General features: G+C 62.0%; 16 protein-coding genes. 10 read left to right on the forward strand and 6 right to left on the reverse strand.

Going from position 1 to position 26,097, the window contains the following annotated elements; genetic code table 11:
- Nucleotides 1–424 precede the first annotated feature (424 nt).
- Entirely contained in the window at nucleotides 425–1,681 is a 1,257-nt protein-coding gene (locus ACTQ48_RS01080; RefSeq protein ID WP_441569895.1) for an Nramp family divalent metal transporter, read from the reverse strand.
- Nucleotides 1,682–2,204: 523 nt separating this feature from the next.
- Between ACTQ48_RS01080 and gltB the strand changes: the two genes are divergently transcribed.
- The 5 genes from gltB (at nucleotide 2,205) to ACTQ48_RS01105 (ending at nucleotide 12,885) form a co-directional block, all read left to right on the forward strand.
- Nucleotides 2,205–6,893: a glutamate synthase large subunit gene (gene gltB, locus ACTQ48_RS01085; RefSeq protein ID WP_441569896.1), complete on the forward strand. Its 4,689-nt coding sequence runs from the start codon at nucleotides 2,205–2,207 to the stop codon at nucleotides 6,891–6,893.
- Nucleotides 6,894–6,898: 5 nt separating this feature from the next.
- Complete coding sequence (locus ACTQ48_RS01090) at nucleotides 6,899–8,380, forward strand: glutamate synthase subunit beta (protein WP_441569897.1); 1,482 nt, start codon at nucleotides 6,899–6,901, stop codon at nucleotides 8,378–8,380.
- A gap of 424 nt (nucleotides 8,381–8,804) precedes the next feature.
- Nucleotides 8,805–9,512: a hypothetical protein gene (locus ACTQ48_RS01095; protein ID WP_441563073.1), complete on the forward strand. Its 708-nt coding sequence runs from the start codon at nucleotides 8,805–8,807 to the stop codon at nucleotides 9,510–9,512.
- A 354-nt stretch (nucleotides 9,513–9,866) separates the two neighbouring features.
- Nucleotides 9,867–10,943 (forward strand): hypothetical protein, encoded by a 1,077-nt coding sequence (locus ACTQ48_RS01100; RefSeq protein ID WP_441569898.1) that lies wholly within the window; start codon nucleotides 9,867–9,869, stop codon nucleotides 10,941–10,943.
- Between the two features lie 538 nt (nucleotides 10,944–11,481).
- Nucleotides 11,482–12,885, forward strand: a complete 1,404-nt coding sequence (locus ACTQ48_RS01105) for an amidohydrolase family protein (RefSeq protein ID WP_441569899.1) — start codon at nucleotides 11,482–11,484, stop codon at nucleotides 12,883–12,885.
- Nucleotides 12,886–12,975: 90 nt separating this feature from the next.
- Here the strand turns inward: ACTQ48_RS01105 and ACTQ48_RS01110 are convergent, their stop codons facing one another.
- The 4 genes from ACTQ48_RS01110 to ACTQ48_RS01125 form a co-directional block, all read right to left on the reverse strand.
- Nucleotides 12,976–13,449, reverse strand: coding sequence for a hypothetical protein (locus tag ACTQ48_RS01110; RefSeq protein ID WP_154515959.1), 474 nt, complete (start codon nucleotides 13,447–13,449; stop codon nucleotides 12,976–12,978).
- 146 nt (nucleotides 13,450–13,595) lie between these two features.
- Nucleotides 13,596–13,868 carry a metal-sensing transcriptional repressor gene (locus ACTQ48_RS01115; RefSeq protein WP_154515956.1) on the reverse strand — a complete coding sequence of 91 codons (273 nt, stop codon included), beginning with the start codon at nucleotides 13,866–13,868 and terminating at the stop codon, nucleotides 13,596–13,598.
- A gap of 48 nt (nucleotides 13,869–13,916) precedes the next feature.
- Nucleotides 13,917–14,138 carry a heavy-metal-associated domain-containing protein gene (locus ACTQ48_RS01120; RefSeq protein ID WP_441067527.1) on the reverse strand — a complete coding sequence of 74 codons (222 nt, stop codon included), beginning with the start codon at nucleotides 14,136–14,138 and terminating at the stop codon, nucleotides 13,917–13,919.
- Nucleotides 14,139–14,285: 147 nt separating this feature from the next.
- On the reverse strand, nucleotides 14,286–16,628 hold the full coding sequence (locus tag ACTQ48_RS01125) for a heavy metal translocating P-type ATPase (RefSeq protein WP_441569900.1): 2,343 nt from the start codon (nucleotides 16,626–16,628) through the stop codon (nucleotides 14,286–14,288).
- Between the two features lie 568 nt (nucleotides 16,629–17,196).
- Between ACTQ48_RS01125 and ACTQ48_RS01130 the strand changes: the two genes are divergently transcribed.
- The 3 genes from ACTQ48_RS01130 to ACTQ48_RS01140 all read left to right on the forward strand — a co-directional run bounded on the left by ACTQ48_RS01130 (nucleotide 17,197) and on the right by ACTQ48_RS01140 (nucleotide 21,520).
- Nucleotides 17,197–19,344: a DEAD/DEAH box helicase gene (locus ACTQ48_RS01130; protein WP_441569901.1), complete on the forward strand. Its 2,148-nt coding sequence runs from the start codon at nucleotides 17,197–17,199 to the stop codon at nucleotides 19,342–19,344.
- Nucleotides 19,345–20,316: 972 nt separating this feature from the next.
- Complete coding sequence (locus ACTQ48_RS01135) at nucleotides 20,317–20,520, forward strand: type II toxin-antitoxin system RelB/DinJ family antitoxin (RefSeq protein ID WP_117647680.1); 204 nt, start codon at nucleotides 20,317–20,319, stop codon at nucleotides 20,518–20,520.
- 88 nt (nucleotides 20,521–20,608) lie between these two features.
- Nucleotides 20,609–21,520: a CPBP family glutamic-type intramembrane protease gene (locus ACTQ48_RS01140; RefSeq protein ID WP_441044650.1), complete on the forward strand. Its 912-nt coding sequence runs from the start codon at nucleotides 20,609–20,611 to the stop codon at nucleotides 21,518–21,520.
- Here ACTQ48_RS01140 and ACTQ48_RS01145 read toward each other — a convergent pair.
- Nucleotides 21,517–23,661 carry a YgiQ family radical SAM protein gene (locus tag ACTQ48_RS01145; protein WP_441569902.1) on the reverse strand — a complete coding sequence of 715 codons (2,145 nt, stop codon included), beginning with the start codon at nucleotides 23,659–23,661 and terminating at the stop codon, nucleotides 21,517–21,519. The two genes, ACTQ48_RS01140 and ACTQ48_RS01145, sit on opposite strands and share 4 nt — an antisense overlap.
- 249 nt (nucleotides 23,662–23,910) lie before the next feature.
- Between ACTQ48_RS01145 and ACTQ48_RS01150 the strand changes: the two genes are divergently transcribed.
- Both ACTQ48_RS01150 and fucO read left to right on the forward strand, forming a co-directional pair.
- Nucleotides 23,911–24,627 carry a YoaK family protein gene (locus tag ACTQ48_RS01150; RefSeq protein WP_154515938.1) on the forward strand — a complete coding sequence of 239 codons (717 nt, stop codon included), beginning with the start codon at nucleotides 23,911–23,913 and terminating at the stop codon, nucleotides 24,625–24,627.
- A 228-nt stretch (nucleotides 24,628–24,855) separates the two neighbouring features.
- Nucleotides 24,856–26,022 carry a lactaldehyde reductase gene (gene fucO / locus ACTQ48_RS01155; RefSeq protein ID WP_154515935.1) on the forward strand — a complete coding sequence of 389 codons (1,167 nt, stop codon included), beginning with the start codon at nucleotides 24,856–24,858 and terminating at the stop codon, nucleotides 26,020–26,022.
- Nucleotides 26,023–26,097: the final 75 nt, after the last annotated feature.

Genomic DNA, 26,097 nt, shown 5'->3' on the forward strand with positions numbered 1-26,097 from the left:
CCCCGGTCGGATATCCCGGCCGGGGCCCTTTTCCTCCGTCCCCAAGGGATCACGGCTGCTATTAGCCGATCCTGTCTGTTGTGAGTCCGGCCGACCTTTTGTCTTAACCTGCAACATCTAACGGCTCAAAACGGGTCTTCCTGTTACAGAACGAGACAAACCAAAACCATCATTCTCAAAATCTCAATCTATAACATTTAGGCACGTAAACCCCCTCTACTTGTTACAGATCGAGACAAAAGGTTGGGGCTGAAGAAATATCTCGATCTGTAACATCTGGGCGCGGAAATTGGGTCCACTTGTTATAGATCGAGACAAACTGAAACTATCTCTCAGAAAATCTCAATCTGTAACATCTAAGGGCTCAAAACGGGTTCACGTGTTACAGATTGAGACGTTATATCTGGACAGTCACGCCATCCCATTACATCCCCGTTAGCAGCACGATGTCGAGAATCGTCACGATGACGCCGATCCCTACGAGCAACGCGTTGAGCGGGCGCGAGTTGGCGTATTTGCCCATGACGCGGGGCGAGCTGGTGAGTCGTATGAGCACAAAGACCGTAATCGGCAGCTGAAGCGACAACAGTGCCTGACTCCAAATGAGACCCTCAAAAGGATTCGGGACGATCAGGCACGCCGCCACTGCGCCGACGAAACAGGCCGCCACTCCGATCGAGGAATGTCGGTCGTGGATGTCGTATTCTTCGTCGAATATGCCCGCGGTGATGGTGCCCGCCGCCATGCCCGCCGTCACGCTACTCGATATGCCCGCAAACAGCAGTGCCACCGCAAAGATGGTCGAGCTTGCCGGGCCCAGAATGGGGGAGAGCGTGGCCGCTGCGACGGCGAGGTCGTCTACGACAATGCCGTGCGCAAAGAAGGTCGTTGCGGCCAGGATGACCATGGCCGAGTTGATTGCCCAGCCCACACCCATCGAAAAGAGCGTGTCGAAGAGCTCGTAGTGCAGGCGTTCTTCGATAACCTGCTCGCCTTGGCCTTCAAAGTGCATGGATTGGATGACCTCGGAGTGCAGGAAGAGGTTGTGGGGCATAACGACCGCGCCTAGGACACTTACGATAATCGCGACTGAGCCGGTGGGCATACTGGGCGTGATCCAGCTTGTGGCGGCTTGCGGCCAGTCGACCTTGACCAGCAGAAGCTCGACTAAAAACGAAAGTCCCACCACGCCCACGAAGGCGATGATCCAGCGTTCGGCGCGTTTGTAGGAGCTCGTCATGAGCATGGCAATCGATGCCGCCGCCACGATGATGCAGCCGGCACGTACGGGCAGGCCAAAGAGCATTTGAAGTGCAATCGCGCCGCCCAGGACTTCGGCCATGGCGGTGGCGACCGTGGCTAGATACGCGCTGCCGAGTATCGCACGCCCGACGAGGCGGGGCAGGTGGCGCGTCGTGGCCTCGGCAAGACACATGCCCGTGGCGATGCCCAAGTGAGCCGCGTTGTGTTGCAGCACGATGAGCATGATCGTGGACAGCGTGACGATCCACAGCAGCGCGTAGCCAAACTGCGAGCCGGCAGCCATATTGGAGGCCCAATTGCCCGGGTCGATAAAGCCGACGGTCACGAGCAGCCCGGGGCCGATATGCCGTGCGATGTCGAGTCCGCCGTGGCCGCCGGTGCGCGGGGAGCCAAAGTGATGTTTGAGATGGTCGATCATGGTGCACTCCTGCGTGCCGTTTGTTTGACGCCGCAAAGGATACCCGTTTTAGGCTCAAAATTTGACCATGACTAACAAAATTGTTGTATTTGAATAGGGTGGTAAAAGGGGGTTGCCGAAATGTCTTGATCTGTAACAACTAGGGATGGAAATTGGGCCTAGGTGTTACAGATCGAGACAGGAAGAAATGGTCCTATGGAAAATCTCGATCCGTAACAGCTGACCGCCAAAACCGGCCCCTCGTGTTACAGATTGAGACATTCGGAACCGCCTCTCGAGAACATCTCAATCTGTAACAGTTAGTCGTCGAAATTGGGTCTTCCTGTTACAGATTGAGATGTTTGAAGCGGTTAGCTTACAGGCCGAACCTGGGGTCCTTGTTGTTGCCCTTGAGGTCGGCGGTGTCCACTCGTAGGGCGTGCGTTACGCAATTGTTTCGAAACGGGCGGGAAACACAATGGGCCGGCGATGCTTCTAGTATGCCTATTCAACTGACTGTCTAAATATCTAGGGGAGGATCGCGATGCAGGCAGATTCCGCTCAGCAGCAGGGCCTTTATCGCCCCGAATTCGACCACGATGCATGTGGCATCGGCGCTCTTGCCGATATCAACGGTGAGCGCCACCACCAGATTCTGGACGATGCGCTGTCCATTCTGGTCAACCTGGAGCACCGCGGTGGCACGGGACTCGAGAAGAATACCGGCGACGGCGCCGGTATCCTGTTCCAGGTTCCGCATCACTTTTTCCGCAAAGAGGCTCAAAAGTGCGGCCAGATTCTGCCGGCAGAGGGCGACTATGGCGTGGCCATGCTGTTCTTCCCGCAAGACGACAAGGGCGTAGAGGATGCCCGCCGCGTGTTTGAGGAAGGCTGTGCCGAGGCCGGCGTGCCGCTGCTCTTTTGGCGCGAGGTGCCGGTCGACCCTCACGATCTGGGCGAGACGGCCCGCGCCTGCATGCCCACCATCCTGCAGACCTTCCTGGGCCGTCCGGACGACACGCCCGCCGGCGATGCCTTTGAGCGTCGCCTGTACGTGTGCCGCCGTACCATCGAAAAGAAGGCCGACGCCGAGTTTGCCCTGCGCGACAAGATCTTCTATGTGTGCTCCATGAGCTCGCGTACCATCGTGTACAAGGGCATGCTGGTCGCCACGCAGATGCGCCGCTTCTTTATCGATCTCAACGACGCCGCCGTCAAGACGGCCGTGGCGCTCGTCCACTCGCGCTACTCCACCAATACCACGCCTAGCTGGGAGCGCGCACATCCCAACCGCTTTATTATCCACAACGGCGAGATCAACACCCTCAAGGGCAACGTCAACTGGATTCGCGCCCGCGAACCTAACCTGTACAGCCCCGTGCTGCAGCATGATCTTGAGCGTGTGATGCCCATCATCAACCGCGAGGGTTCCGACTCCGCGATTCTGGATAATGTACTCGAGTTTTTGGTCATGAACGGCCGTCCGCTCACGCGTGCCGCGTCCATGTTGCTGCCCGAGCCGTGGGACCACAACGACAACCTGAGCGAGGAGCGCCGCGCCTACGATGCCTACCAGTCCATGCTCATGGAGCCCTGGGACGGCCCGGCGGCCATCGCCTTTACCGACGGCCGTACGCTGGGTGCCGCCCTCGACCGCAACGGCCTGCGCCCGGCTCGCTACTACGTGACGCGCGACGGCCGCTTTATGCTGGCAAGCGAGGTGGGCACCATCGAGGTGCGCCCCGAGAATATCCTGACAAGCGGTTGTTTGGGACCGGGCCAGATGCTCGAGGTCGATTTTGCCCGCGGCCGTGTGATCTACAATGACGAGCTGCGCGCCCGCTATGCCAAGGAAAAGCCCTACCGCGATTGGATTGCCGAGGAGACGCTGACCGTTGACGCGCTCGACAAGCCCGCCGCGGCAACGCCCGCCGAGGATGCCGAGGTGCCTGCCGCCGTGCGTATGGCCAAGCTCGGCTACCACTGGGATGATGTTGACGAGGTCGTGCGCCCCATGGCCCAGCAGGGCAAGGCCCCGCTCGCCTCGATGGGTATCGATGCGCCGCTGGCCTGCCTGTCCAAGAAGACACGCTCGTTCTTTGACTACTTCTATCAACTGTTCGCCCAGGTCACAAACCCGCCGATCGACGCCCTGCGCGAGCATATGGTCACCTCGACCACGCTCTACCTGGGCAACCACGGCAACCTGCTCGAGGACTCTCGTACGGCCTGCCAACTGGTGCGTCTGGAGCGCCCGCTGCTGAGCGAGGAGGAGTTCGACCGCATTTGCGCGATTGACCGTGTTGGCTTTAAGACCCGCCGTTTCCGTGCCGTTTACCGCCGCGATGCCGGCGAGGGCGCGCTGCAGGCTGCGCTCAAGCAGCTTGCAGAGGACGTTGAGGCTGCGGTCCGCGACGGCGTGAACATCGTGGTGTTGAGCGATCGCGCCGGAGCGGACGAGGTACCCGTGCCGTCACTGCTCGCCGTGGGCTGCGTGCACAACCACCTGATCCGCGCCGGCGTGCGTACCTTTGCCGACATCGTGGTGGAGTGTGGCGACGCCGTGTCTCCGCACGACTTTGCGGCGCTGGTGGGCTACTCCGCGAGCGGCATCTATCCGTACAACGCGCATGCGTGCATTCGCGACCTGGCGGCGCACGGCGATCTGGACGTGACAGCCGAGCAGGGCATCGCCAACTACAATAAGGCTGCGACCGCCGGCATCGTTTCCATCATGTCCAAGATGGGCATCTCCACGGTGCAGAGCTACCATTCGGCGCAGATTTTCGAGGCCGTGGGCTTTACGTCGGAGTTCGTCAACGCGTACTTCGCCGGCACGGTGAGCCGTGTGGGCGGTATGGGTGTCGAGGACGTTGAGCGCGAGCAAAACGAGCGCTACGACGCCGCGCTCGCTATCCTTAAGAGCCCGGCTCCCGATCAGCTGCCCACGCTGGGTCTGACCAAGTGGCGCCCGCTCGGCGGCGAGGATCACCTCATCGATCCGCAGACTGTCTACTTGCTGCAGACCGCCTGTCGTGAGGACAGCTACGACACCTTTAAGGAGTACAGCGCCCGCCTGCACCGCACCGGCCGTGCCGTGCGCCTGCGTGACTTGCTCGACTTTAATGCCAACGGCCGCACGCCGGTTTCGCTCGACGAGGTGGAGCCCGCGCGCAACATCGTCCGCCGCTTTAACACCGGTGCCATGTCGTACGGTTCTATCAGCAAAGAGGCGCACGAGTGCATGGCCATCGCCATGAACCGCCTGCACGGACGCTCTAACTCGGGCGAGGGCGGCGAGGATCCGCGTCGCGAGACCCCGCTGGCTAACGGTGACTCCAAGAACTCCGCTATCAAGCAGGTGGCAAGTGCGCGCTTTGGCGTAACGAGCCGCTACCTGTGCAGCGCCTTCGAGATTCAGATCAAGATGGCCCAGGGCGCCAAGCCCGGCGAGGGTGGCCACCTGCCCGGTAAGAAGGTCTACCCCTGGATCGCCGAGGTCCGTCAGTCCACGCCCGGCATCGGCCTGATCTCGCCTCCGCCGCACCACGACATCTACTCCATCGAGGACCTGGCAGAGCTGATCTTTGATCTTAAGAACGCCAACCCCGGCGCGCGCGTGTCGGTCAAGCTGGTCAGCGAGGCCGGCGTCGGCACCATCGCCACCGGTGTGGCCAAGGGTGCCGCCGACAAGATCTTGATCAGCGGCCACAATGGCGGCTCGGGTGCCGCGGCGCGCGATTCCATTTGGCACGCCGGCCTGCCGCTGGAGCTCGGCCTTGCCGAGGCTCAGCAGACGTTGCTGCAAAACGGCCTGCGCTCCCGCGTGGTGCTCGAGGCCGACGGCAAGCTCATGGACGGCACCGATGTTGCCGTCGCCTGCCTGCTGGGCGCCGAGGAGTTTGGCTTTGCGACCATGCCGCTCATCTCCATGGGCTGCCTCATGCAGCGCGACTGCCAGCAGGACACCTGCCCGGCCGGCATCGCCACGCAAAACTGTCGCCTGCGTCGCGGCTTCCGCGGCAAGCCCGAGCACGTTGAGCACTTTATGCTCTTTGTTGCCGAGCAGCTGCGTGAGGTCATGGCGAGCCTGGGCTTCCGCACCGTCGACGAGATGGTCGGCCATCCCGAGTGCCTGCGCCAGATCGAGGTACCGGGCAACCGCAAGGCCAACCTGCTTGATCTGTCGCCCGTGCTGGCGAGCGCGACCTGCGAGTTCGGTGCCCATATCCCGGGCGCCGACGGTCGCCACTTCCTGCCGCAGATGGCTGCGGACAGCGAGCTCGACAAGACGCTCGACTCCACGTTGTTTGTGCCCTATACGGCCGATGCCCGTGCGCACCTGCGCCCGATTCGGTTCCGCGCCGATATCGCCAACGTCAACCGCTGCGTGGGCACCATCCTGGGCAATGCGGTGACCAAGGCGCATCCCGAGGGCCTGCCCGCCGGCTCCATCACCATCGATTGCGATGGTTCGGCCGGTCAGAGCTTTGGCGCCTTTCTGCCGCGTGGCATTACGCTCAACGTGTGCGGCGACGCCAACGACTACTTTGGCAAGGGCCTATCGGGCGGCGAGGTGTCGGTGCGCCCCAACTCGCATGCGACCTACAAGTTCGACGAGAACATCATCGTGGGCAACGTGGCGTTCTTTGGTGCCACGAGCGGCCGCGGCTTTATTAACGGCCTGGCAGGCCAGCGCTTTGGCGTGCGTAACTCCGGTGCCACTGTGGTGGTCGAGGGCTGCGGCAACCATGGCTGCGAGTACATGACGGGCGGCCTGGCGCTCATCTTGGGCGAGGTCGGGCAGAACTTCGCCGCCGGTATGACGGGTGGCGTGGCCTATGTCTTTGACCAGTACGGCACGCTCGAAGCCCGTGTGAACCACGAGAGCGTGGAGCTCAAGGCCCCGACGGCTGTCGAGCTGGCGCAGATTCGCGCGCTTATCCAGGAGCACGTGGACGCGACGCAGAGCCCGCGCGGCATTAAGCTGCTCTACAGCTTCGACTCGATGAGCAAGCACTTTGTGAAGGTCATTCCGACCGAGTACGAGCGCGTGCTGGCGATTGTCGCTGCGGCCGAGGCCGTGGGCAAGACGCATGCGCAGGCCGAGGAGTTGGCGTTTGACATCGTGACCGGCCGCGCGAGCAACGCGGATGTCGCTCGCTTTGATGTCGCGGGCGGTGCTGCGCCCGTGGCTGTCAGCTCTGTTGCTTCGACCAAGAAGGAGGCGTAAGTGCCATGGGTAAGCCCGGTGCTTTTCTTGATATCGATCGCGTGACCCACGAGCTGCGCCCCGTGGAGGAGCGCAGCCGCGATTTCGATCCGCTGTATGTGGAGCTCGACGACGATGCGCGCCGCGCCCAGGCGAGCCGCTGCATGATGTGCGGCGTGGCGTTTTGCCAGATGGGTGCGAGCTTTGGCAAGGCGCGTCCGAGTGGCTGTCCGCTGCACAACCTGATTCCCGAGTGGAACGAGCTGGTGTATCGCGGTCGCTGGGACGAGGCGGCCGAGCGCCTGTCGCTCACCTCGCCCATGCCCGAGTTTACGAGCCGCGTGTGCCCGGCACTGTGCGAGGCTGCGTGCAACCTGGGTTCGGTCGACGGCCAGCCCACAACGATTCACGATAACGAGCGCGCGATCAGCGACCACGAATGGGCAAACGGCGGCCCACGTCGCTTTGAGCCGGCAGGGGAGGACGCACCCTCGGTCGCCGTGGTGGGCTCCGGCCCGGCTGGCCTGGTGGCTGCATGGGAACTTGCGCGTCGCGGTGCCCGCGTGACGGTGTTTGAGCGCGACGACCGCCCAGGCGGTCTGCTCATGTACGGCATTCCCAACATGAAGCTCGAGAAGTCCGTGGTCGAGCGCCGCGTGGCGCTCATGCGCGAGCTGGGCATTGTCTTTGAGCTGGGTACTGACGTTACGAACCCTGCGGTGGCGGCCAAGCTCAATGGTTTTGACGCCGTTGTGGTGGCTGCCGGTGCTCGTACGCCCCGCGGTCTTTTGGCTACGAATGTGGATGCCCCGGGCGTGGTGTATGCCGTGGACTACCTGACGGCTTCGACCGTGTCGGTGCTCGATGGCGGTGAGCCCGCGGTGAACGCGCGCGGCCTGGACGTTGTAGTCATTGGCGGCGGCGATACCGGCAACGACTGCGTGGGTACCGCGGTGCGCCAGGGTGCACGCAGTGTGCGTCAGTTTGAGTTCTTGCCGGCTGCGCCCGATAAGCGTGCGGCGAGCAATCCCTGGCCGCAGTGGCCCAACGTTAAGAAGACCGACTACGGTCAGCAGGAGGCTATCGCTGCCATGGGCGGCGAGATGCGTGCTTGGGGCGTGGATACGCTCGAGGTATTGCTGGACAAGAAGGGCGCGGCCGCGGGCCTGCGCGTGGTCGATCTGGACTGGTCGGCCGGCAAGCCCGAACGCATTGCGGGCTCCGAGCACGAGGTGCCGGCCCAGCTGGTGCTGATCGCCTGTGGCTTTACGGGTCCGGAGCACGGCGTGTTCGACGCTGTTGACGTGCCTATTGCCACGGCGGGCCGTCCGTTGCCCGTGATGGCCTCCGAGGACTCGCATCTTGCGGCTCGCGTGGATGGCGTTGCCGCGGATGCCGCGCCGGTGTATGTGGCCGGCGATGCCCGCAACGGCAGCTCGCTCGTGGTGGGTGCCATGGCCGATGCCCTCGCCTGCGCAGACGAGGTCGCCGAGACGCTGGGGCTGTAAGACAATCACAGAGTTACTCAACAATCGAATCGGCAAGGGCTGTCCCCAACGGCCGGCATATAAGGAACGTCCCCAAGTGCCGGCAGCTGGGGACGTTCCTTATATGCCGGCATCCGGGGACACTCCTTGCGGGTTTGCGAGCGTTTTGCTCGTTTGCCGACGTTTGGCTGCCTACCCGTTGGCGTTTGCGCTCGTTGCGCTCTGCTGTTTATGTGGCGGCTTTAGTTGTTTGCGGACAGCGGCGCGGGTGATTCGTCTAGTTCTACCCGCGATTTTGTGGCAATTTGTATAATCTGCAAGTATCCCGTCAAGCGCTTGGTCAGCATCTGGTTTGCAGCCCGATGCCCATTTCGCCCGTGATGGCGGCGACCACCCGCCCTCCTCGTAAGCTCAAATTGAGGTTTATCAGTTTGAGGAGGATGCCATGGCTGATCATGTTTTGGACCGGGGACGTCTGGCCGAGGCCGTCGGTGACGATATTGCCGGCATGGCCCAGTTTTGGATGCTGCGCAAGTTTCAGTTTTTGGAGGCGGCGCGTACACAGTTCGAAGTGATAGTCGATCCATGGCTCAGCTATTGCGAGGAGCCCTCGCAAAATGAAATCATGGCCTATAACATGGCATTTACCGATTGGCTGCTGTTCGAGCGTCCCTATTACCATGGCAAGACGCTGCTTGAGCTGTATGTTGACGAGCCGCCGGCGTCGCTTTCGCCCGTCTCGCTCAGACGGCTCGAGCAGGTACGCGACACGCACTATTTCTCTCGCTTTGGCATTTTGGATAAGGATCCCGCGACCGGTATGGTCGCGCTGCGTGACACGCGTACCGACCGTCGCTTTGACGTCTACGATCCGCATATCGTGCAAAAGGAACACTGGCGCGATGGCGCGATTGCGGTGCGCCTCGCGTGCGTCGACGACGTCTGGCTGACGGCGGGGCAGCTCTACCTCTACGACATTGCGCGCCTGAGCGATACGGCGGTCGACGGGCCTGGCGCCGTGCATCCTGAGGACCTAGAAGATGGCTTCGATACCTCGTGTATCAGCTTCTTCTTACGGCTGGTTCGCGACATCATGGGCGCCCAGGGGCGCTACGTAAAGTCACTCAACATCTACAAACAGGAATGGGAGTAGGGGATGGGCAGTCGCGCCTCCGCCGCCCGTCTATTTGTCTCGGTCTGTAACGTTTAGGGACAAAAAACCGGTCTACCTGTTACAGATCGAGACGACTGCTTGGGCGTTGCTGGTTTGTCTAAATCTGTAACGTTTAGGGGTCTGGAGAACGTCTAACTGTTACAGACTGAGATGTTTGGAACCCGGCAGGGGGGATGTCTCGATCTGTAACATCTACAGGCCAAAATTCGACCTAACTGTTACAGATCGAGACAAATGTTGGCCGCGGTGCCGAACAATCTAAATCTGTAACAACTAGAGGCTCAAAGATTGTCTTCCTGTTACAGATCAAGACATTTGTCAGCGGAGGCAACGGTGACGATGGTCCATTTGTCTGACGTGGTGGTGATGAAAGTGTCTAATACCGTTTTCAAACACAAACATGCAGCACGTAGCACCTTGGCGCGGAATAGGATGCTTGCCAGGCTCACGGAGGCGGCTGAACAAGGCGTGCTGCTTGCGACGCACGATAATGCCGAGCTCATGTGGTTGCGGCGCCATGTGGGCACAGACGATATTGCGGAGCCCGAATCGCACCTATTCTGTTTTCAGCATGAATGGGATGCGTTGACGCCGCCGGAGCGGGCTCGGCGGACCATCAAGGGGCTTGCGGAGTTTCATCCCGATTGGGCGTTTTGGGGGTATGACGCCGCGCTGATATGGGGTCTGGAGGTGCCGAATGATCTGCTCGGGCCGCGTTACTTGGTCAAGACGGGTTGTTCGGTGGCGTTGAGTACGGGATATAGGCTGCTGCGTCCGCAGGCGTCGGGTGCGCTTGAGCGCGTCGACGGCGTGCGAGTGACGCCGTTTTGGCGCACGGTGGAGGATTGTCTGCTGCGTGCGCCGTTTTCATATGGTCTGGCGATTGCCGATTCTGCGCTGCGGGCGAAGGGCATATCGCGCGACGACCTCTGCGAACGGCTCCAGGCCGATTGCGAGGGCAGACGCGGGTATCGCAGAGCTCAGGTGATTGCGTCGCATGCGGACGGGCTGTCCGAAAACGGTGGCGAGTCTCGGTTCCGAGCGTTCTTTATTGCATACGGTTTTCCGGTGCCAGAGTTGCAGGTGGAGTTTCGCGATCCGCTCGATTCGAGCCAGGTGTTTCGGGTCGATTATTTCTGGAGGCTCGAGGACGGGACGTGCGTGATTGGCGAGCTCGACGGAAGAGGAAAGTATACCCTGCAGGATGGTGGGGATCGGGAGTCGGTCGATCCGTTCGTAGCAGAGCGTCAGCGGGAATCTCATCTGACAATGCTCGGGCACAAGGTGCTGAGGTTCACGTTTGATGAGCTCAAGAACCCGGGGAAGCTGGCTGAAAAGATGAGGCTGGCGGGTATTTCGCAGCGGGCCGATTTGGCTGAGGGATGGAAGCGTCAGTGGTATGGGCGCTGAGGGATACGACTAACGCGGATGTGGTTGTTCCTGTCGAGTTTGTCTCGATCTGTAACAACAAGGGGCCGTTTGGCCTCGTAACTGTTACAGATCGAGACAGAAGGTTGGCTGCCGCTAGAAGATCTAAATCTGTAACATCTAGAGGCCGAAAACCTGTCTACATGTTACAGATTTAGATGTTTGAAGACAGGGCTGGAGAATATCTCGATCTGTAACATCTTGCGGCCAAAATTCGACCCAACTGTTACAGATTGAGACAAAGTTGGCCGCGGTGCCGAAAGATCTCGATCTGTAACATCTAACGGCCAAAAATCGACCCAACTGTTACAGATTGAGACAAAGGATGGACGCGGTGCCGAAAGATCTCGATCTGTAACATCTGGCTGCTAAAACCTGGTCTACCTGTTACAGATCAAGACGTTTTGCTGGAACGGCCGGAGCATTGCCGTGCTGTCTCCGTTTGCCCTCACAGCTCTCTCGTCCCTCCGCTAACCGATATGTTCGACTTTAGTTTGCTGCATTAGGTGATAATGGACAAATGTTCAAGTTAATCGTGAGGGAGGAGCTCGATATGGCGTCTGCCGATCGTTCCACGTTGTTTATCAATGCGACCGTCCTGGATGGTTCGGAGCATATGGAGCCGCAGCCCGACATGGCCGTGGCCGTTGAGCGCGGTGTCATCACGTGGATGGGGCCGAGTGCTGTTGCGCAGGCGCCTGCAGGTGCCGAGGTCCTCGACCTGGCCGGGGCGTATCTCATGCCGGGCCTCATCAATATGCATGTGCATCTGTGCGGCTCGGGCAAGCCGGTTTCGGCGGGCGATGCGGGCGCGCTGATGAAGAAGCTCGATAATCCCGTGGGGCGCGCTATCGTGCGCCATATTCTTAAGGGCAGCGCCCAACAGCAGCTGGCAAGCGGCGTGACCACGGTGCGCGGTGCGGGCGACCCGCTGTTTGCCGATCTGGCCGTGCGCGATGCCATCGATGCCGGCAAGTATCAGGGTCCGCGTTTGGTGGCGCCGGGAACGGGCGTTACGGTGCCGGGTGGCCACGGCGCGGGGCTGTTCGCGCAGGTGGCCAACAGTCCCTCCGAGGCGGCCGAACAGGTTCACGACCTGTATGCGCGCGGTGCCAATGTCATTAAACTGTTCGTAACGGGCGGTGTGTTCGATGCGACCGAGGTAGGCGAGCCGGGCGTGCTGCGTATGCCGGTGGAGGTTGCCGCAGCGGCGTGCAAGGCGGCGCACGATATGGGCCTTCCGGTTATGGCTCATGTCGAGAGCACCGAGGGGGTGAAGGCCGCGCTCGAGGCCGGCGTCGATACGATCGAGCACGGCGCTCCGTTGACGCCCGAGATCCTGGAGCTGTACCGCGGCGCCGCGGGAACTCAGCTCGAGGGGCGTGCGCCGAGTGTGACCTGCACGATCAGCCCCGCACTGCCGTTTGTGCTGCTCGATCCGGAGAAGACTCATTCGACCGAAACGCAAAAGAAGAACGGCGATATCGTGTGCTCGGGCATTATCGAGAGCGCTCGTGCGGCGCTGGAAGCCGGTATCAAGGTAGGTTTGGGTACGGATTCGAGCTGCCCGTTCGTGACCCAGTACGACATGTGGCGCGAGGTGGCCTATTTTGCCAAGTACGTGGGCGTGAGCAATGCGTTTGCGCTGCATACGGCTACGCAGGTCAATGCTGAGCTGCTGGGGCTGGGCGGCGAGACCGGTGCGATCGAGTGCGGCAAGGCTGCCGATATCCTGGTGACGCGCGAGAATCCGCTCGATGACCTGTGCGCTCTGCGCGAGCCGATGCACGTGATGTGTCGTGGCGATCTGGTGCGCAAACTCAAGGTGAAGCGTATTCCCGAGGTGGACGCCGAGCTCGACACGATTATGGCCATGCCAGCCGAGGCGCTTGCCGAGGAGCTTGCCCGCGACGGCGTGGCGTAGGCGTGACGGGGGCGGGTCCTTTGCCGCATTCAAAAAAGCCGAGGTCCCAGTGCGAGGCCTCGGCTTTTATTTTGTCCTGCGGTATGGCGGCTACGAGCGCGTCTCCATCTTGGCGTGGCACTTGGGGCAGGTGACGCGGATTTTGCCTTTGCCCTTGGGAACGGAGAGCATCTGGCCGCAGTTGGGGCACTTGAGGTATGCCGTGGTCTTGCGACCTTTCCACATCTTCTTGGCCGTGCGCTTGGCACGCTCAAAGTCTTCCTTACTGGTGCCGGCCGCGCGTGAGGTGCTGGCCGCTGCAGCGCCGCCACCCAAGCTGGCGACAAACTTGCCCAAGCCGGGGACCTTAGCCGAGCCGGCGACAAAGGCCTCGTTCTCCTTGCGACGTGCGTCGATGTTTTTGGACAGGCCGCGCAGCACGCCGATCACGATGACGGCGATGGCGATCCAACTGAGCCACTGGACGCGGGCCATCGACCCGATCATCGCGATGACGATGCCGGTAAAACCCATCACGATGGTGAGCTCGTCGGCGCCATTGCGGCCCTTCATAAAGTCATTCATGCAAATTGCCTTTCATTCGATATGCCGCACGCCTTTATACCCGATTTAGAGCAAGGGGGACAGGTTAATCTGCACCAATGTGGTGCAAACATACCTGTCCTCGGAACATCAAGACGGTGCAAAGTGGTCTGTCCCCAATGCGCCGATTACTTAGAGAGCTTGTCGACGACGCGTTCGATCTCGGCGAGCTTCGCGGCTTTGAGGTCTTCGTCGCCCGATTCGATTGCCGAAGTCACGCAGCCCTCGATATGCGCCTTGAGCACGTCGGCGTTAATGCGCGCGAGGAGTGCCTGTGTGGCCATGAGCTGCGTGGAAATATCGACGCAGTAGCGGTCCTCCTCGACCATCCTCAGGATGCCGTCGATCTGGCCGCGCGCCGTCTTGAGCATACGGTTCACCGATTTGTGGTCTGCCATCATGGCGGGTCCTCGTTTCTGGTCGATGGGGTCGAATGCTTCTGGTAGCAGCTAGGCTGCGGTCACGGACAGGGCGTGGAACTTCTCGCCGGCGCCTTCGACGGCGGCAGCGAGCTGCTCAGCGGCCACGGTGTCGGCGCACTCCACCTGTACCGTCTGAGTCTCGTGATCGGCATCGGCGTCGGTCACGCCGGCAACGTTGAGCAGTGCCGTCTCGACAGTAGCGTCGCAGTGGCCACACATAAGGCCGGAAGTCTTAATTGTGTAACGCATGGGTATTCCTCTCTGTTATGTCGGCTTTCCCAGGCACCCGACCTTGACCTTCAAGCCGTCACTCGCGTACCAAAGTACGCGTCGCTCCTCTTTCAGGTCAATCTCGGGCACCTGGAAAACCCGTTCTAAGTGGACGTAATGGTGAGCCTATTTTGCCACTTTAGGCTTAAAGGATTTCAGGCGCAGCGCGTTGCTTACGACGCAAACGCTCGACAGGCTCATGGCTGCGGCGCCAAACATCGGCGAGAGCTGCCAGCCGGTGAGGGGGAAGAACACGCCCGCAGCGAGCGGAATGCCGATGCCGTTGTAGAACAGCGCCCAGAACAGGTCTTGCTTGATGTTGCGAATCGTGGCGCGCGAAAGCTCGATGGCGCGGGCGACGTCCATGAGATCGCTGCGCATGAGTACCACATCTGCCCCTTCCTTGGCGATGTCGGCGCCAGTGCCGATAGCAAGGCCCACGTCGGCGCGCGCCAGGGCAGGGGAGTCGTTGATGCCGTCGCCCACCATGGCGACCTTGCCGCCCGCATCTTGCAGTTCGCGCACGTGGCGTTCCTTGTCGGCGGGAAGCACGTCGGCAATGACCTGCTTGCTGCTCAGTCCTACGCGGCGGGCGATTGCTTCGGCCGTCACACGGTTGTCGCCGGTGAGCATGTGCACGTCGACGCCGAGCGAACGCATTACAGCGATGGCCTCGGCGCTCGTCTCCTTGACCTCGTCAGCCACGGCAATGGTGCCGACAAGCTCGCCGTTCTTGGCAAAGAACAACGGTGTCTTGCCCTCGGCGGCGAATCGCTCCGCAAGTCCTGAGGGCACGGTGATACCCAGCTCGCTCATCAGGCGAACGTTACCGGCAGCGATGGCGTTTTGTCCCTCGCGCGCCGTAACGCCTCGTCCAGGCACGGCGGCAAAGTCCTCGACCATGCGCGCCACGATTCCGCGCACCTCGCACTCGGTCATAATCGCCTCGGCCAGCGGATGCTCGCTCGAGCGCTCCAGCGCGGCAGCGAGCTTCAGTAACGCCTTTTCACTCATGGCGGGCGAGCCGTCGGCGCGCGTGGCTACCACGATATCGGTCACGGCAGGTTTGCCGCGGGTGACCGTACCCGTCTTATCGAGCACCACGGTACCCACGCTGCGCAGGCTCTCCAGCGCCTCGGCGCTCTTAAACAGAATGCCCATCTCGGCGCCCTTGCCGGTGCCTACCATAATAGCGACGGGCGTGGCTAGGCCGAGCGCGCAGGGACAACTGATCACCAGCACGGCCACGGCGGAGGTAAGTGCCTCGTTTATGCTGCCGGTCAGTGCCATCCACACCGCAAAGGTCACGGCCGAGATCACGAACACCACGGGCACGAACACGCCGGCGACCTTGTCGGCCATGCGGGCGATGGGCGCCTTGGTGGCGTTGGCGTCCTCGACGAGCTGGATGATCTTGGCCAGCGACGTGTCGGCACCAACCCGCGTGGCGCGGAAGGTAAACGAACCGGTGCGGTTGACGGTGGCGGCGTTGACGGTGTCGCCGGCGGTCTTTTCCACGGGGATTGACTCGCCGGTGAGCGCACTCTCGTCCACGGCCGAGCTACCCTCGAGCACCACGCCATCGACGGGGATTGACTCGCCGGGGTGCACGCGCAGGACCTGGCCGGGAAGGATGCTATCGACGTCGACGATGGTTTCGCTGCCGTCGTCGGCAACGACGGTCGCGGTTTTAGGCGCCAGATCGATGAGCGCCTCGATGGCGCCGCCGGTTTTGGACTTACTGCGCGTCTCGAGGTATTTGCCCACGGTGACGAGCGACAGGATCGTGCCCGCGCTCTCAAAATACAGATTGTCCATGCCTGTCATCATGGCCTCGTGCACCTGCCCCGTGGCCAGCTGGTCGGCCATGATAAACATGGCATAGAGCGACCAGGCAATGGAAGCGGTGGCGCCCACGGCGATGAGGGCATCCATGGTGGGTGCGCCGTGCGCGAGCGATTTAAACCCGTTGATAAAGTACGCGTCGTTGACGTAGACGATGGGGATGAGCAGAACGAGCTCGGTGAGGGCGAGCGTCATGCTGTGGATATGGTCGGTGAAAATGCCGGGCAGCGGCCAGCCGAGCATGTGTCCCATGCCTATGTAGAACAGTGGGATGAGGAAGACGATCGAGACGATGAGGCGGGTGCGCATGGCAGAGGCGGCGGCCTCCAGCTTTTTGGTGGGCGACTCCATATGGGCGGCGCCAGACCTGGCTTGCGCGCTGCCGTTTGAGCCGGCGGCACCGGTGCCCGTGCTGACGGGTGAGGCCGAGTAGCCCGCGCGGTCGACGGCGGTGCAGATATCGTCGGGGGAGACCTGCGCGGGGTCGTAGTCGACCATCATGGAACCGGCGAGTAGGTTGACCGCGACGCTTTGGACGCCGTCGAGCTTGCTCACGGCACGGTCCACGTGCGCCTGGCAGGCGGCGCATGTCATGCCGCCTACGTCGAACTTATCTTGAGCCATGGCCTCTCCTTTCTGTGGTTCGGTGTTGGAATTGTTAGCCTGTCGATACTATACACCCATACCCCCTGGGGGTGTATGGCAAAAGTTGAAATGTATGACATTCCGATACGGGGGTCGACTGCCAAGTTAGTGCACCATCCTCGCCCTTCGTCTCAATCTGTAACATCTAGTTCCGTTTTTGCCGAGTTACTGTTACAGATTGAGACATTGTCTGACGGGGGAGTCTTCTGTCTCGGTCTGTAACATCTGAGACCCGATTTGCCCCGTAGATGTTACAGATTGAGATGTTGTCCGGCGGGGGTCTCTGCTCGGCTCCGTCCGCCCCGTCATCTGTGGTTTACGTGGGGGCATACGGAGTGCAGGTATACTAACCCGCGGCGAATCTGCTCCATCGCTTAGAGCTGCTGCGTCTGGACGGCGCGTGATATGGCTGCCAAAGCGATCGCCAGCGTGCTGAGCAACGTCCTCTCTGTGCGCACCCGTTTTTGTATGTACTAGCGCACTACCAAGCACGCCCGCGCGGCCGCATGCCGTGCCCCTTGCGCGTGCAGATAAGGAACAACAACATATGCGTAATTCTGTATCCGACGTCACCGACGCCGAGATCCTGGACGAGACCCGCGAGGCCATGGCCCAGGCTGCCTTCGATGCGGCCGACGAGGCCAGCGCCGCCGAGACCGTCGAGTCCGCTACCGAGAACCTGCCCGCCTTTGACGAGCTGGGTCTTTCGGACGAGATACTTCGTGCCATCGAGAACCTGGGTTACACGGCGCCGACGCCCGTGCAGGCCGGCTCGATCCCCGTGGTGCTCGAGGGCCGCGACCTGCTTGCCGCCGCTCAGACCGGCACCGGCAAGACGGCCGCCTTTTTGCTGCCGACCATGAACAATCTGGAGCACATCGCTCCTCCCAAACCTGTGCGCGAGCGCGGCGGCCGTAACCGTCGTCGCGGTGCTAAAAAGCCCGAGGGCAACGGCCGCGGCCCCGTGATGCTCGTCATCACCCCTACGCGCGAGCTCGCCCAGCAAATCGACGAGGTCGCGAGCAAGATCGCCGACGTCACCGGCCATGTTGCCGTGACCGTCGTGGGCGGCGTGAGCTACAAGCCGCAGACCGCTGCCCTCAAGTACGGCTGCGACATCCTGGTCGCAACGCCGGGCCGTCTGGTCGATCTGATCGAGCAGGGTGCCTGCCACCTGGACGAGGTCAAGGTGCTGGTGCTCGACGAAGCCGACCGCATGCTCGACATGGGCTTTTTGCCCGCCGTTCGCCGTATTGTGCGCGAGACCCCGGCAGAGCGCCAGACGCTGCTGTTTTCGGCGACCCTCGACGAGGAGGCCGTGGGCGAGATCACCGATCTGGTGAGCGATCCGGCCCGTGTGGAGATCGCGCCTGCAACGTCGACCGCCGACACCGTCGACCAGTTTGTGTTCCCGGTGTCCATCGAGGCCAAGAACAACCTGCTGCCCGAGTTCCTCAAGAAGGAAGGCCCGGAGCGCACCATCGTCTTTATGCGCACCAAGCACCGTGCCGACAGCTGCTGCCGTCGTCTGGAGCGCAAGGGCATCAAGGCTGCCGCGATTCATGGCAACCGCAGCCAGGCCCAGCGCGAGCGCGCGCTTTCGGCCTTCCGCGACGGTACCGTCGACGTGCTGGTGGCAACCGACGTGCTCGCCCGCGGCATCGACATCAGCGACGTGCGCTACGTCGTGAACTTTGACGTGCCGGCCGAGCCGACCGACTACATCCACCGTATTGGCCGTACGGGGCGCGCCGGCGAGCTGGGCTGGGCCATCACGTTTGTGACCGAGCAGGACGTGGATGAGTTCTACGAGATCGAGAAGCTCATGGACAAGACGGCCGACATCTACGAGGCCGGCGACCTGCACGTGGGCCCCAATCCGCCTGCGGTTGACCCCGAGCGCGACCCTGCGGCCTTTAAGGTGAAGAAGAAGACCAAGCGCGGTAAGTCCAAGAGCAAGAAGAAGCTTGAGCAGGCGCGTCGCGACGGCAAGCGCAACGGCGACGATTACGGCGATGTGGCCGGTCGTTCCAACCGCGGTCGCGATGAGCGTCGCGGCGACAGCGAGCGCCCGAGCCGTCCCAAGCGCGGCGGCAAGACCCGCGTGCGCGAGGGCGTTCAGGCTCGCGTGGACGAGGCCGTGGAGAGCGTGGCCCGCGAGGTGGCTGCCGAGGAGCGTGCAGGTGCTGGTGCCGTCGAGCCGGCCCCGCGCGGCAACCGTGCCGAGCGTCGTGCCAAGCAGTTCCAGGGCGAGGCACATCGCCGTCGCCGCGAGGACGAGGACCGCGGTGGTCGTCGCCGTGTTGAGCGCGAGGACGAGGGCCGTGGCTCGCGCGGCGGCAAGCGCGGCGCGGGCGACCGTCGTCGTTCCGGTCGCGATGACGAGCGCGGCGGCCGCGGCGGCGAGTCCCGTGGCGGCAAGCGCTTTGAAGAGCGCGGCGGCCGTTCTGGCGAGTCGCGCGATCGTCGCGATCCGCGTGCCAGTCGAGATCGTCGCGATGACTGGCGCAACTACGACGATACCCGCGAGGAGCGCCGCGGCGGCTATCGCGGCGGACGTGGCAGCAACCAGGCCGGCTCCCGTGGTGGCCGTGCCGGCGGTCGCGATAACCGTGGCAGCTATGGCAACAGCCGTGGCGGCAAGCGCGGCGGCAGCTCCCGTCGCCCCGGTGACGGCGGCGGCAAGCGCAAGTAACATACGCGTCGCGCGGTAAGGCGACACGAGTTTGGGTCTCGAGCAGACTATGCTCGGGGCCCTTTTAGTGGGCTCAGTATTAGGTGGGGCCAGTCTTCTTCGTGGAAACGCACGGAGACGGTCGCGGCAAGGGATACGGGCTATCGACCTAGTTGGAGATTCGCGTATGCGGGGGCCGACATCAACGCAGGGCATGAGGTTTTCTGCTGACGCGCGGCGGCTGCGGTGCCCGGGCGGACACGCCGGGGATTTCGCCCGCTGCCTGGCGCCCTTGCCGCCATCCGGCTTTCGCGCTCGCATTCTTTTGGATGCGGGCGTGTTTTTCGTGGCGCGCACGGGTCCCCCGGGGCGCGCCGTGCATTTTTGGGAGTTTTCAGCAAGCCGGGGTGACTGCATACGCGCCGGAATCGTCTTTTTGAGCCAGCGGGATCCTTCGGCAGGCGATTTGGGTTGGCTGACGGCGTCCGGCGCGGCGATAACGCGCGTTTCGCGTCGCGCCGTGCCCCAAAACGACGCCAATCGCGCGGCGTCCACGATTCGCGGCACCGCCTGCGGGGGCCGCGATGCTGAAAACTCCGGTTTTTGCACGGTACAAGCGGGGGTACGTTGGGACGAGAAGGGGTGCCCCCGTATTTTTATGCATGGCATAAGCGAAATTATGCAAGACAATAGGGCGCCATGCGCCGGATACCCAGCCTGGGCGCGCCATACGCCGACGCTTAGGCCCTCGATATCTCGGACATCATCACGCTCTAAATACTAACCCAGCAACAAAATAATCCGTCTTTTCTCCGTCCCCATGGGGCCGGTTGTGGTATTCTATCTGCCGGGTATAACTTAGAAATACCAAGTAATACCAACGCCGCAGAAACAAACTCCAGATGCGGGCCAATCGGGTTGCCTTCACAGCCCGTCGCCCAGCCGCGTGGCCCGCATCTATCCGCACTACCGTTGTTTCAAAAAGGAAGCGCCATGGCAGAACACATGACCCCGGTTGTCGCGAAGGTCTTGCCCGAGGAAAAGGCGGCCTTCGCGGCGGCAACCCAACTCGTGGGCACCACGCCGTCCAACGCCATCCGCATGTTTATCGCCGCGTTCAATCGCTGCGGCACCTTCCCGTTCGACATTTCGCCCAGCGGGGCCTTTGGCACTGCACCCGATTCTCATCAACAATGACTGTCCCAAACTGCCGGTACTTGGGGACGTTCATTTTCTGCCGGCAGTTAAGGAACGTTCCCAAGTACCGGGTTTTGAGGAGGCTGGCATGCTCAATGCGATAGCGTGGGCGCTTGCCTGTTTTGGCGTTGTCGCTGCCGATATTGCCCTGAGCGTCGTTTTGTTCTCCGCCCTTGGCGTCGCATCGGTGTTCATGGGTTTTTCGATCGATGACCTCGACATTCAATTGCTTCAGGCCGCCGCTCAGACGGCGTCGTTTTTGATGGCGCTGCTGTGGTGGCGTTATCTGTGGCCGCGCTCGTTTATGGCGCGTTCGCAAAGCGAGCATCCGCTCGGCGGGGGAGCGCGTGGGGCGTGGAAACGCATCGCCTGCGTTATCGTGATCGGTCTTGCCCTGCAGGTGGTCGTTAGCTACGTGACCGACGCCGTGCTGTCGCTGTTGCCCGATGCCGCGGCCGACTACAGCGAGCTTGTCGAGGAAACGGGCATGGGCGATACCAGTCCTCTTGCCGTCCTGACCACGGTGCTCGGCGCGCCGTTTTGCGAAGAGCTCCTGGTGCGCGGTGTTATCTTTGAGTTTTCGCTGCGTGCGTTTAATCCCCAGTGCCGTCCGCTCTGGAAGCGCCGGCGTCGTGCGAGTGCGCAAGACGGCGCCATAGTGTCCTGGGCGGCCCCAAGCACGTGGGGTGTCGCCGCGGCGATTATGCTGCAGGCGGCAATCTTCGGTTTTATGCACATGAATTGGGTGCAGGGTTGCTACGCGGGTGCCGCCGCCCTCATCTTTGGTTGGGTGCTCGTGACGACCGGAAAGCTCCGCTACACGATCCTGCTGCACTTTGCTTTTAATGCCGGGTCGTATCTCATGGGCCTGCTGTGGTTTGTGAACACGCCGGTCGACGTGGCAATTACGGTCGCTATCGCCGGCGTCATCCTCGTTGAGGCAATGCGCTCGTTGCGCCACGCGTGTGGGATGGACGCAGCGAGCGCACTGCTGCCTTAGTTGCGGCGACCGCCTCCGTTGGCACCCTGACGCCCCTGAGCCGCACGGTTGCGCCCGGCGGTGTTCTGTGCGCGCGACATGCCGCCGTGGCCCTTGCTGCCCTTGGGTCCCTTGGCTCCAGCGCCGCCAGCGCCACCGTGGCCCTTGCCGCTCTTCTTACCGGTGCCATGTCCGCCGCCGGCAGATGTCTCGCCCGGGCGTGGCGGCACGGGGCGGATCAGGCAATGCTTGGTGTAGCCGATCAGGTCGCGACGGCCGGCTTTCTCTAGCGCCTCGCGCACGAGCTTGTAGTTCTCGGGCTTGCGATACTGGATGAGCGCGCGCTGCATGGCCTTTTCGTGCGGGTCGCGCGCCACATAGATCGGCTCCATGGTGCGCGGGTCCACGCCGGTGTAGTACATGCACGTCGACATGGTGGACGGCGTGGGGTAGAAGTCCTGCACCTGCTCGGGCATGTAGCCCATGTCTCGCACGGCCTCGGCAAGGTCCACGGCTTCCTTCATCGTCGATCCGGGGTGGCTCGAGATCAGATACGGCACCACGTACTGCTTGAGTCCGTACTCGCGGTTCAAGCGTTCAAATTTGCGGCAGAATGCGTCGTAGACGGCTCGGCTCGGTTTGCCCATCACGGAAAGCACCGCGTCGCTCACGTGCTCGGGTGCTACGCGTAGCTGGCCCGAGACGTGGTGCTCCAGCAGCTCGCGCAAAAACTCATCCGAGGCATCGGCCATGGTGTAGTCGAAGCGGATGCCGCTGCGGACAAAGACCTTCTTGACGCCCGGCAGCTGGCGCAGGTCGCGCAGCAGCTGGGTGTAGCCGCTCTCGTCGACCACCATGTTCTTGCACACGCTCGGCCACAGGCATCGCTTGTTCTTGCATACGCCGTGCTTGAGCTGCTTGTCGCAGGCGGGACGGCTAAAGTTGGCCGTCGGCCCGCCCACGTCGTTGATATAGCCCTTAAACTCGGGATCGCGCGTGAGCAGCTCGGCCTCGCGCATGATCGAGTCGTGGCTGCGCATCTGCAGCACGCGGCCCTGGTGGAAGGCGAGCGCGCAAAACGAGCACTCGCCAAAACAGCCGCGGTTGGAGCTGATCGAAAACTTGATCTCGGCAAAGGCCGGCACGCCGCCCGCTGCGTCGTAATCGGGATGCCAATCGCGTGCGTAGGGGAGCTCGGCCACCTCGTCCATCTCGTCGGTGGTGAGCGTCGCCGACGGCGGGTTCTGCACCACATAGACGCTGTTGGGGTAGGGCTCTACCAGGCGATGTCCGGTGATGGGGTCCATATTCTGCTGCTGCACGTTAAAGCTGCGCGCGTAGTTGAGCTTGTCGGCGGTAAGGTCGTCCCAGCTGGGCAGCAAGTCGTAGTCGTAGACCTCGTCGAGCGAACCCGTGCGGTAGACGGTGCCGTTGATATAGGTGATCTGATCGACGGGCAGTCCCGCGTCGAGCGCGTCGGCAATCTCGACAATCGCGTGCTCGCCCATGCCGTAGATGAGGATGTCGGCGCCCGAGTCGAGCAGTACCGAGCGCTTGAGCTTGTCCTGCCAGTAGTCGTAGTGGGCCAAGCGACGCAGGCTTGCCTCGATGCCGCCGATGATGATGGGGGCGTCCTTGAATGTCTGGCGGATGAGGTTGCCGTAGACCGTGACGGCACGGTTGGGGCGGTGTCCCTCCTCGCCACCGGGGGTATAGGCGTCGGTGTGGCGGCGGTGCTTGGTCACCGAATAGTGGTTGACCATGGAGTCCATGTTGCCGGCGCTGACGAGAAAGCCCAGGCGCGGCTCGCCGAGCACGGTGATGCTGGCGGGGTCGGTCCAGTCGGGTTGGCAGATGATGCCCACTTTGTAGCCGTGCGCGTCGAGGACGCGGCTGATGATGGCCATGCCAAAGCTGGGATGGTCCACGTAGGCGTCGCCGCAGATGTAGACAAAGTCGCACTGGTCCCAGCCGCGCGCATCCATGTCGGCGCGGCTGACGGGGAGGAACTTATCGCGGCCCGGGCGCCAGGGGCGGACAGGCGCTGCCGGGGCATGCGCGGGGCGCGAGCCCTGGGCTTTGCTTCCACGCTTTTGCTGCTGGCCGCGTTGGGCATGCTTGCCGTGCTGGTTGTGCTGAGCGTCCTGGGGCTTTTTTGCCACGATTCCTCCCGGTGTTTGTATGCTGCACGTAATTGTAACCAGTCTTTTGGGACGGGGCTAAAAAGACTGGTGGAGTACACGAGGTGTCGGGTGTCGATGCCGCGCCCGCCGTTTGTTTCCAGACGGTGTATCTGCGCGTTGGGGAGTCCGTCTCGCGGGCGCGCCATGTTGTCAATGGGTTACAGTATGAACGGCGGCTATGTTTCCGCCAACGCACGAGAAGGTCGTCAACAAGGAGGGCGCACGACGATGCAGCGTGCCAAACAGATATCGGAGTCTATTGAGCTGGGCATCATCTTGGCGCTCGCCGGTGGCTTTATGGACGTTTATTCGTACATTGGGCGCGACCATGTTTTCGCCAACGCGCAGACGGGCAACATCTTGCTGGTGGGCGTGAGCATCTCGGAGGGCAATTGGGCGCTCGCGGGGCGCTATTTCTTCCCTGTGGTGTCGTTTGCCGTGGGCATAATGCTTGCCGACCTGGTACACGAACGGTTTGGCAGCGTGATTCACTGGCGCCAGGTGACGGTGTTCTTTGAAGCCGTCATCTTGCTGGGCGTGAGCTTTATCCCCGGTGGCGGCTACAACTTGCTCGCCAACTGCCTCATCTCGTTTGCCTGCGGTATGCAGGTCGAGAGCTTCCGCAAGATCCACGGTCACGGCATTGCCACGACCATGTGCATCGGTAACCTGCGCAATGCGCTGCAAAACGTGGACGATTACATCATCACCCACAAGCGCGGCTTTTTGGAAAACGGCCTGCTGTACTTTGGCGTGATCTTTACCTTTGTGTTTGGCGCTGTGCTGGGAAACTGGTGTATTGAGCGCATGGGGCTGCACGCTATTGCGGTGGCGAGCGTGCTGCTGTTCGTGGCGTTTGCCATCATGTTTATCGACCGCGAGCGCGACCTGCGTTTTCGCTGGAAGCGCGCCTGCGAAGATTGGAAAGAGGCCTGCCAAAAATAGCGGCAGGGTGTGGCAAGGGGCTGACCCCTTGCCACACTGATCAATAATGGGGAGGGGGCGGTCATCTCGGCCGCCCCTTTTTGTTTAGTGGTCAGGCGGTGGCGATACCAGTTGTTGAAACGCTTTAAATATTCTGACGTTCTCACGCGTTTTTCGCTTCAAAAGCGTTAGGATGGGAGCCATAGCGTGGGGCGTAATGGGTGCCCCGCACACGATGGGAGGCTATCAATGGCTAATCGTTTCGTTCTCAACACCATTTCTTATCATGGTTCCGGCGCCATCAAGGAGATCCCCGGCGAGCTCCAGCGTCGCGGCTACAAGAAGATTTTCGTCTGCTCCGACCCCGATCTGGTCAAGTTTGGCGTTACCGCTAAGGTGACCGACGAGCTCGATGCCGCCGGCATCGCTTGGAGCCTCTACTCTGAGATCAAGCCCAACCCCACTATTCAGAACGTCAAGGACGGCGTCGAGGCCTTCAAGGCCGCCGAGGCTGATGCTATCGTGACCGTCGGTGGCGGCTCCTCTATGGACACTGCCAAGGCCATCGGCATCATCATCAACAACCCCGAGTTCGCCGATGTCCGCAGCCTCGAGGGCGTTGCTCCCACTAAGAACCACGCCGTGTTCACCATCGCCGTGCCGACGACCGCCGGTACCGCTGCTGAGGTGACCATCAACTACGTCATTACCGACCCCGAGAAGGTCCGCAAGTTCGTGTGCGTCGACACCAACGACGCCCCCGAGGTCGCCGTCGTCGACCCCGACATGATGGCTTCCATGCCCGCCGGCCTGACCGCTTCCACCGGCATGGACGCTCTGACCCACGCCATCGAGGGCTACACCACCAAGGGCGCTTGGGAGCTCTCCGACATGTTCCACTTTGAGGCCATCAAGCTGATCAGCGAGAACCTGCGCGACTCCGTTGCCGAGGCCAAGTCCGGCCAGCCCGGCTCCGGCCGCGAGGGCATGGCTCTTGGTCAGTATGTTGCCGGCATGGGCTTCTCTAACGTTGGCCTGGGCATCGATCACGCCATGGCTCACACCCTGTCCGCCCACTACGACACCCCGCACGGCGTCGCTTGCGCCATGCTGCTGCCGATTGCCATGGAGTTCAACAAGCCGGTTTGCGCCGAGCGCCTGGCCAAGGTCGCCGTCGCCATGGGCGTTGACACCACGGGCATGAGCACCGATGAGGCTGCCGACGCCGCTATCGCCGCCGTTAAGCAGCTCTCCGCTGACGTGAACATCCCGCACGTCTGCGAGGCCATGAAGGCTGACGAGATCGAGGTCCTGGCCAAGGACGCCATGGCCGACGCTTGCTTCCCGGGCAATCCGCGCGAGGCGACGCTCGACGACGTCATCGAGCTCTTCAAGAAGATCTGCCCGGCTGCCTAACATGGTTCGGCGGGCCCCTGCCCGTTAGCCCCACAATCGTCCTCGGACATGTCGGAGGCCCCGCTGCGCACTACG

The organism is Collinsella sp. Sow4_E3, assembly GCF_052116285.1.
Lineage (GTDB): Bacteria > Actinomycetota > Coriobacteriia > Coriobacteriales > Coriobacteriaceae > Collinsella.

Coding starts and splice junctions, on each gene's coding strand:
- ACTQ48_RS01080 (WP_441569895.1), bottom strand. CDS start 1,681: ATGATCGACCATCTCAAACATCACTTTGGCTCCCCGCGCACCGGCGGC.
- gltB (WP_441569896.1), top strand. CDS start 2,205: ATGCAGGCAGATTCCGCTCAGCAGCAGGGCCTTTATCGCCCCGAATTC.
- ACTQ48_RS01090 (WP_441569897.1), top strand. CDS start 6,899: ATGGGTAAGCCCGGTGCTTTTCTTGATATCGATCGCGTGACCCACGAG.
- ACTQ48_RS01095 (WP_441563073.1), top strand. CDS start 8,805: ATGGCTGATCATGTTTTGGACCGGGGACGTCTGGCCGAGGCCGTCGGT.
- ACTQ48_RS01105 (WP_441569899.1), top strand. CDS start 11,482: ATGTTCAAGTTAATCGTGAGGGAGGAGCTCGATATGGCGTCTGCCGAT.
- ACTQ48_RS01110 (WP_154515959.1), bottom strand. CDS start 13,449: ATGAATGACTTTATGAAGGGCCGCAATGGCGCCGACGAGCTCACCATC.
- ACTQ48_RS01115 (WP_154515956.1), bottom strand. CDS start 13,868: ATGATGGCAGACCACAAATCGGTGAACCGTATGCTCAAGACGGCGCGC.
- ACTQ48_RS01120 (WP_441067527.1), bottom strand. CDS start 14,138: ATGCGTTACACAATTAAGACTTCCGGCCTTATGTGTGGCCACTGCGAC.
- ACTQ48_RS01125 (WP_441569900.1), bottom strand. CDS start 16,628: ATGGCTCAAGATAAGTTCGACGTAGGCGGCATGACATGCGCCGCCTGC.
- ACTQ48_RS01130 (WP_441569901.1), top strand. CDS start 17,197: ATGCGTAATTCTGTATCCGACGTCACCGACGCCGAGATCCTGGACGAG.
- ACTQ48_RS01135 (WP_117647680.1), top strand. CDS start 20,317: ATGGCAGAACACATGACCCCGGTTGTCGCGAAGGTCTTGCCCGAGGAA.
- ACTQ48_RS01140 (WP_441044650.1), top strand. CDS start 20,609: ATGCTCAATGCGATAGCGTGGGCGCTTGCCTGTTTTGGCGTTGTCGCT.
- ACTQ48_RS01150 (WP_154515938.1), top strand. CDS start 23,911: ATGCAGCGTGCCAAACAGATATCGGAGTCTATTGAGCTGGGCATCATC.
- fucO (WP_154515935.1), top strand. CDS start 24,856: ATGGCTAATCGTTTCGTTCTCAACACCATTTCTTATCATGGTTCCGGC.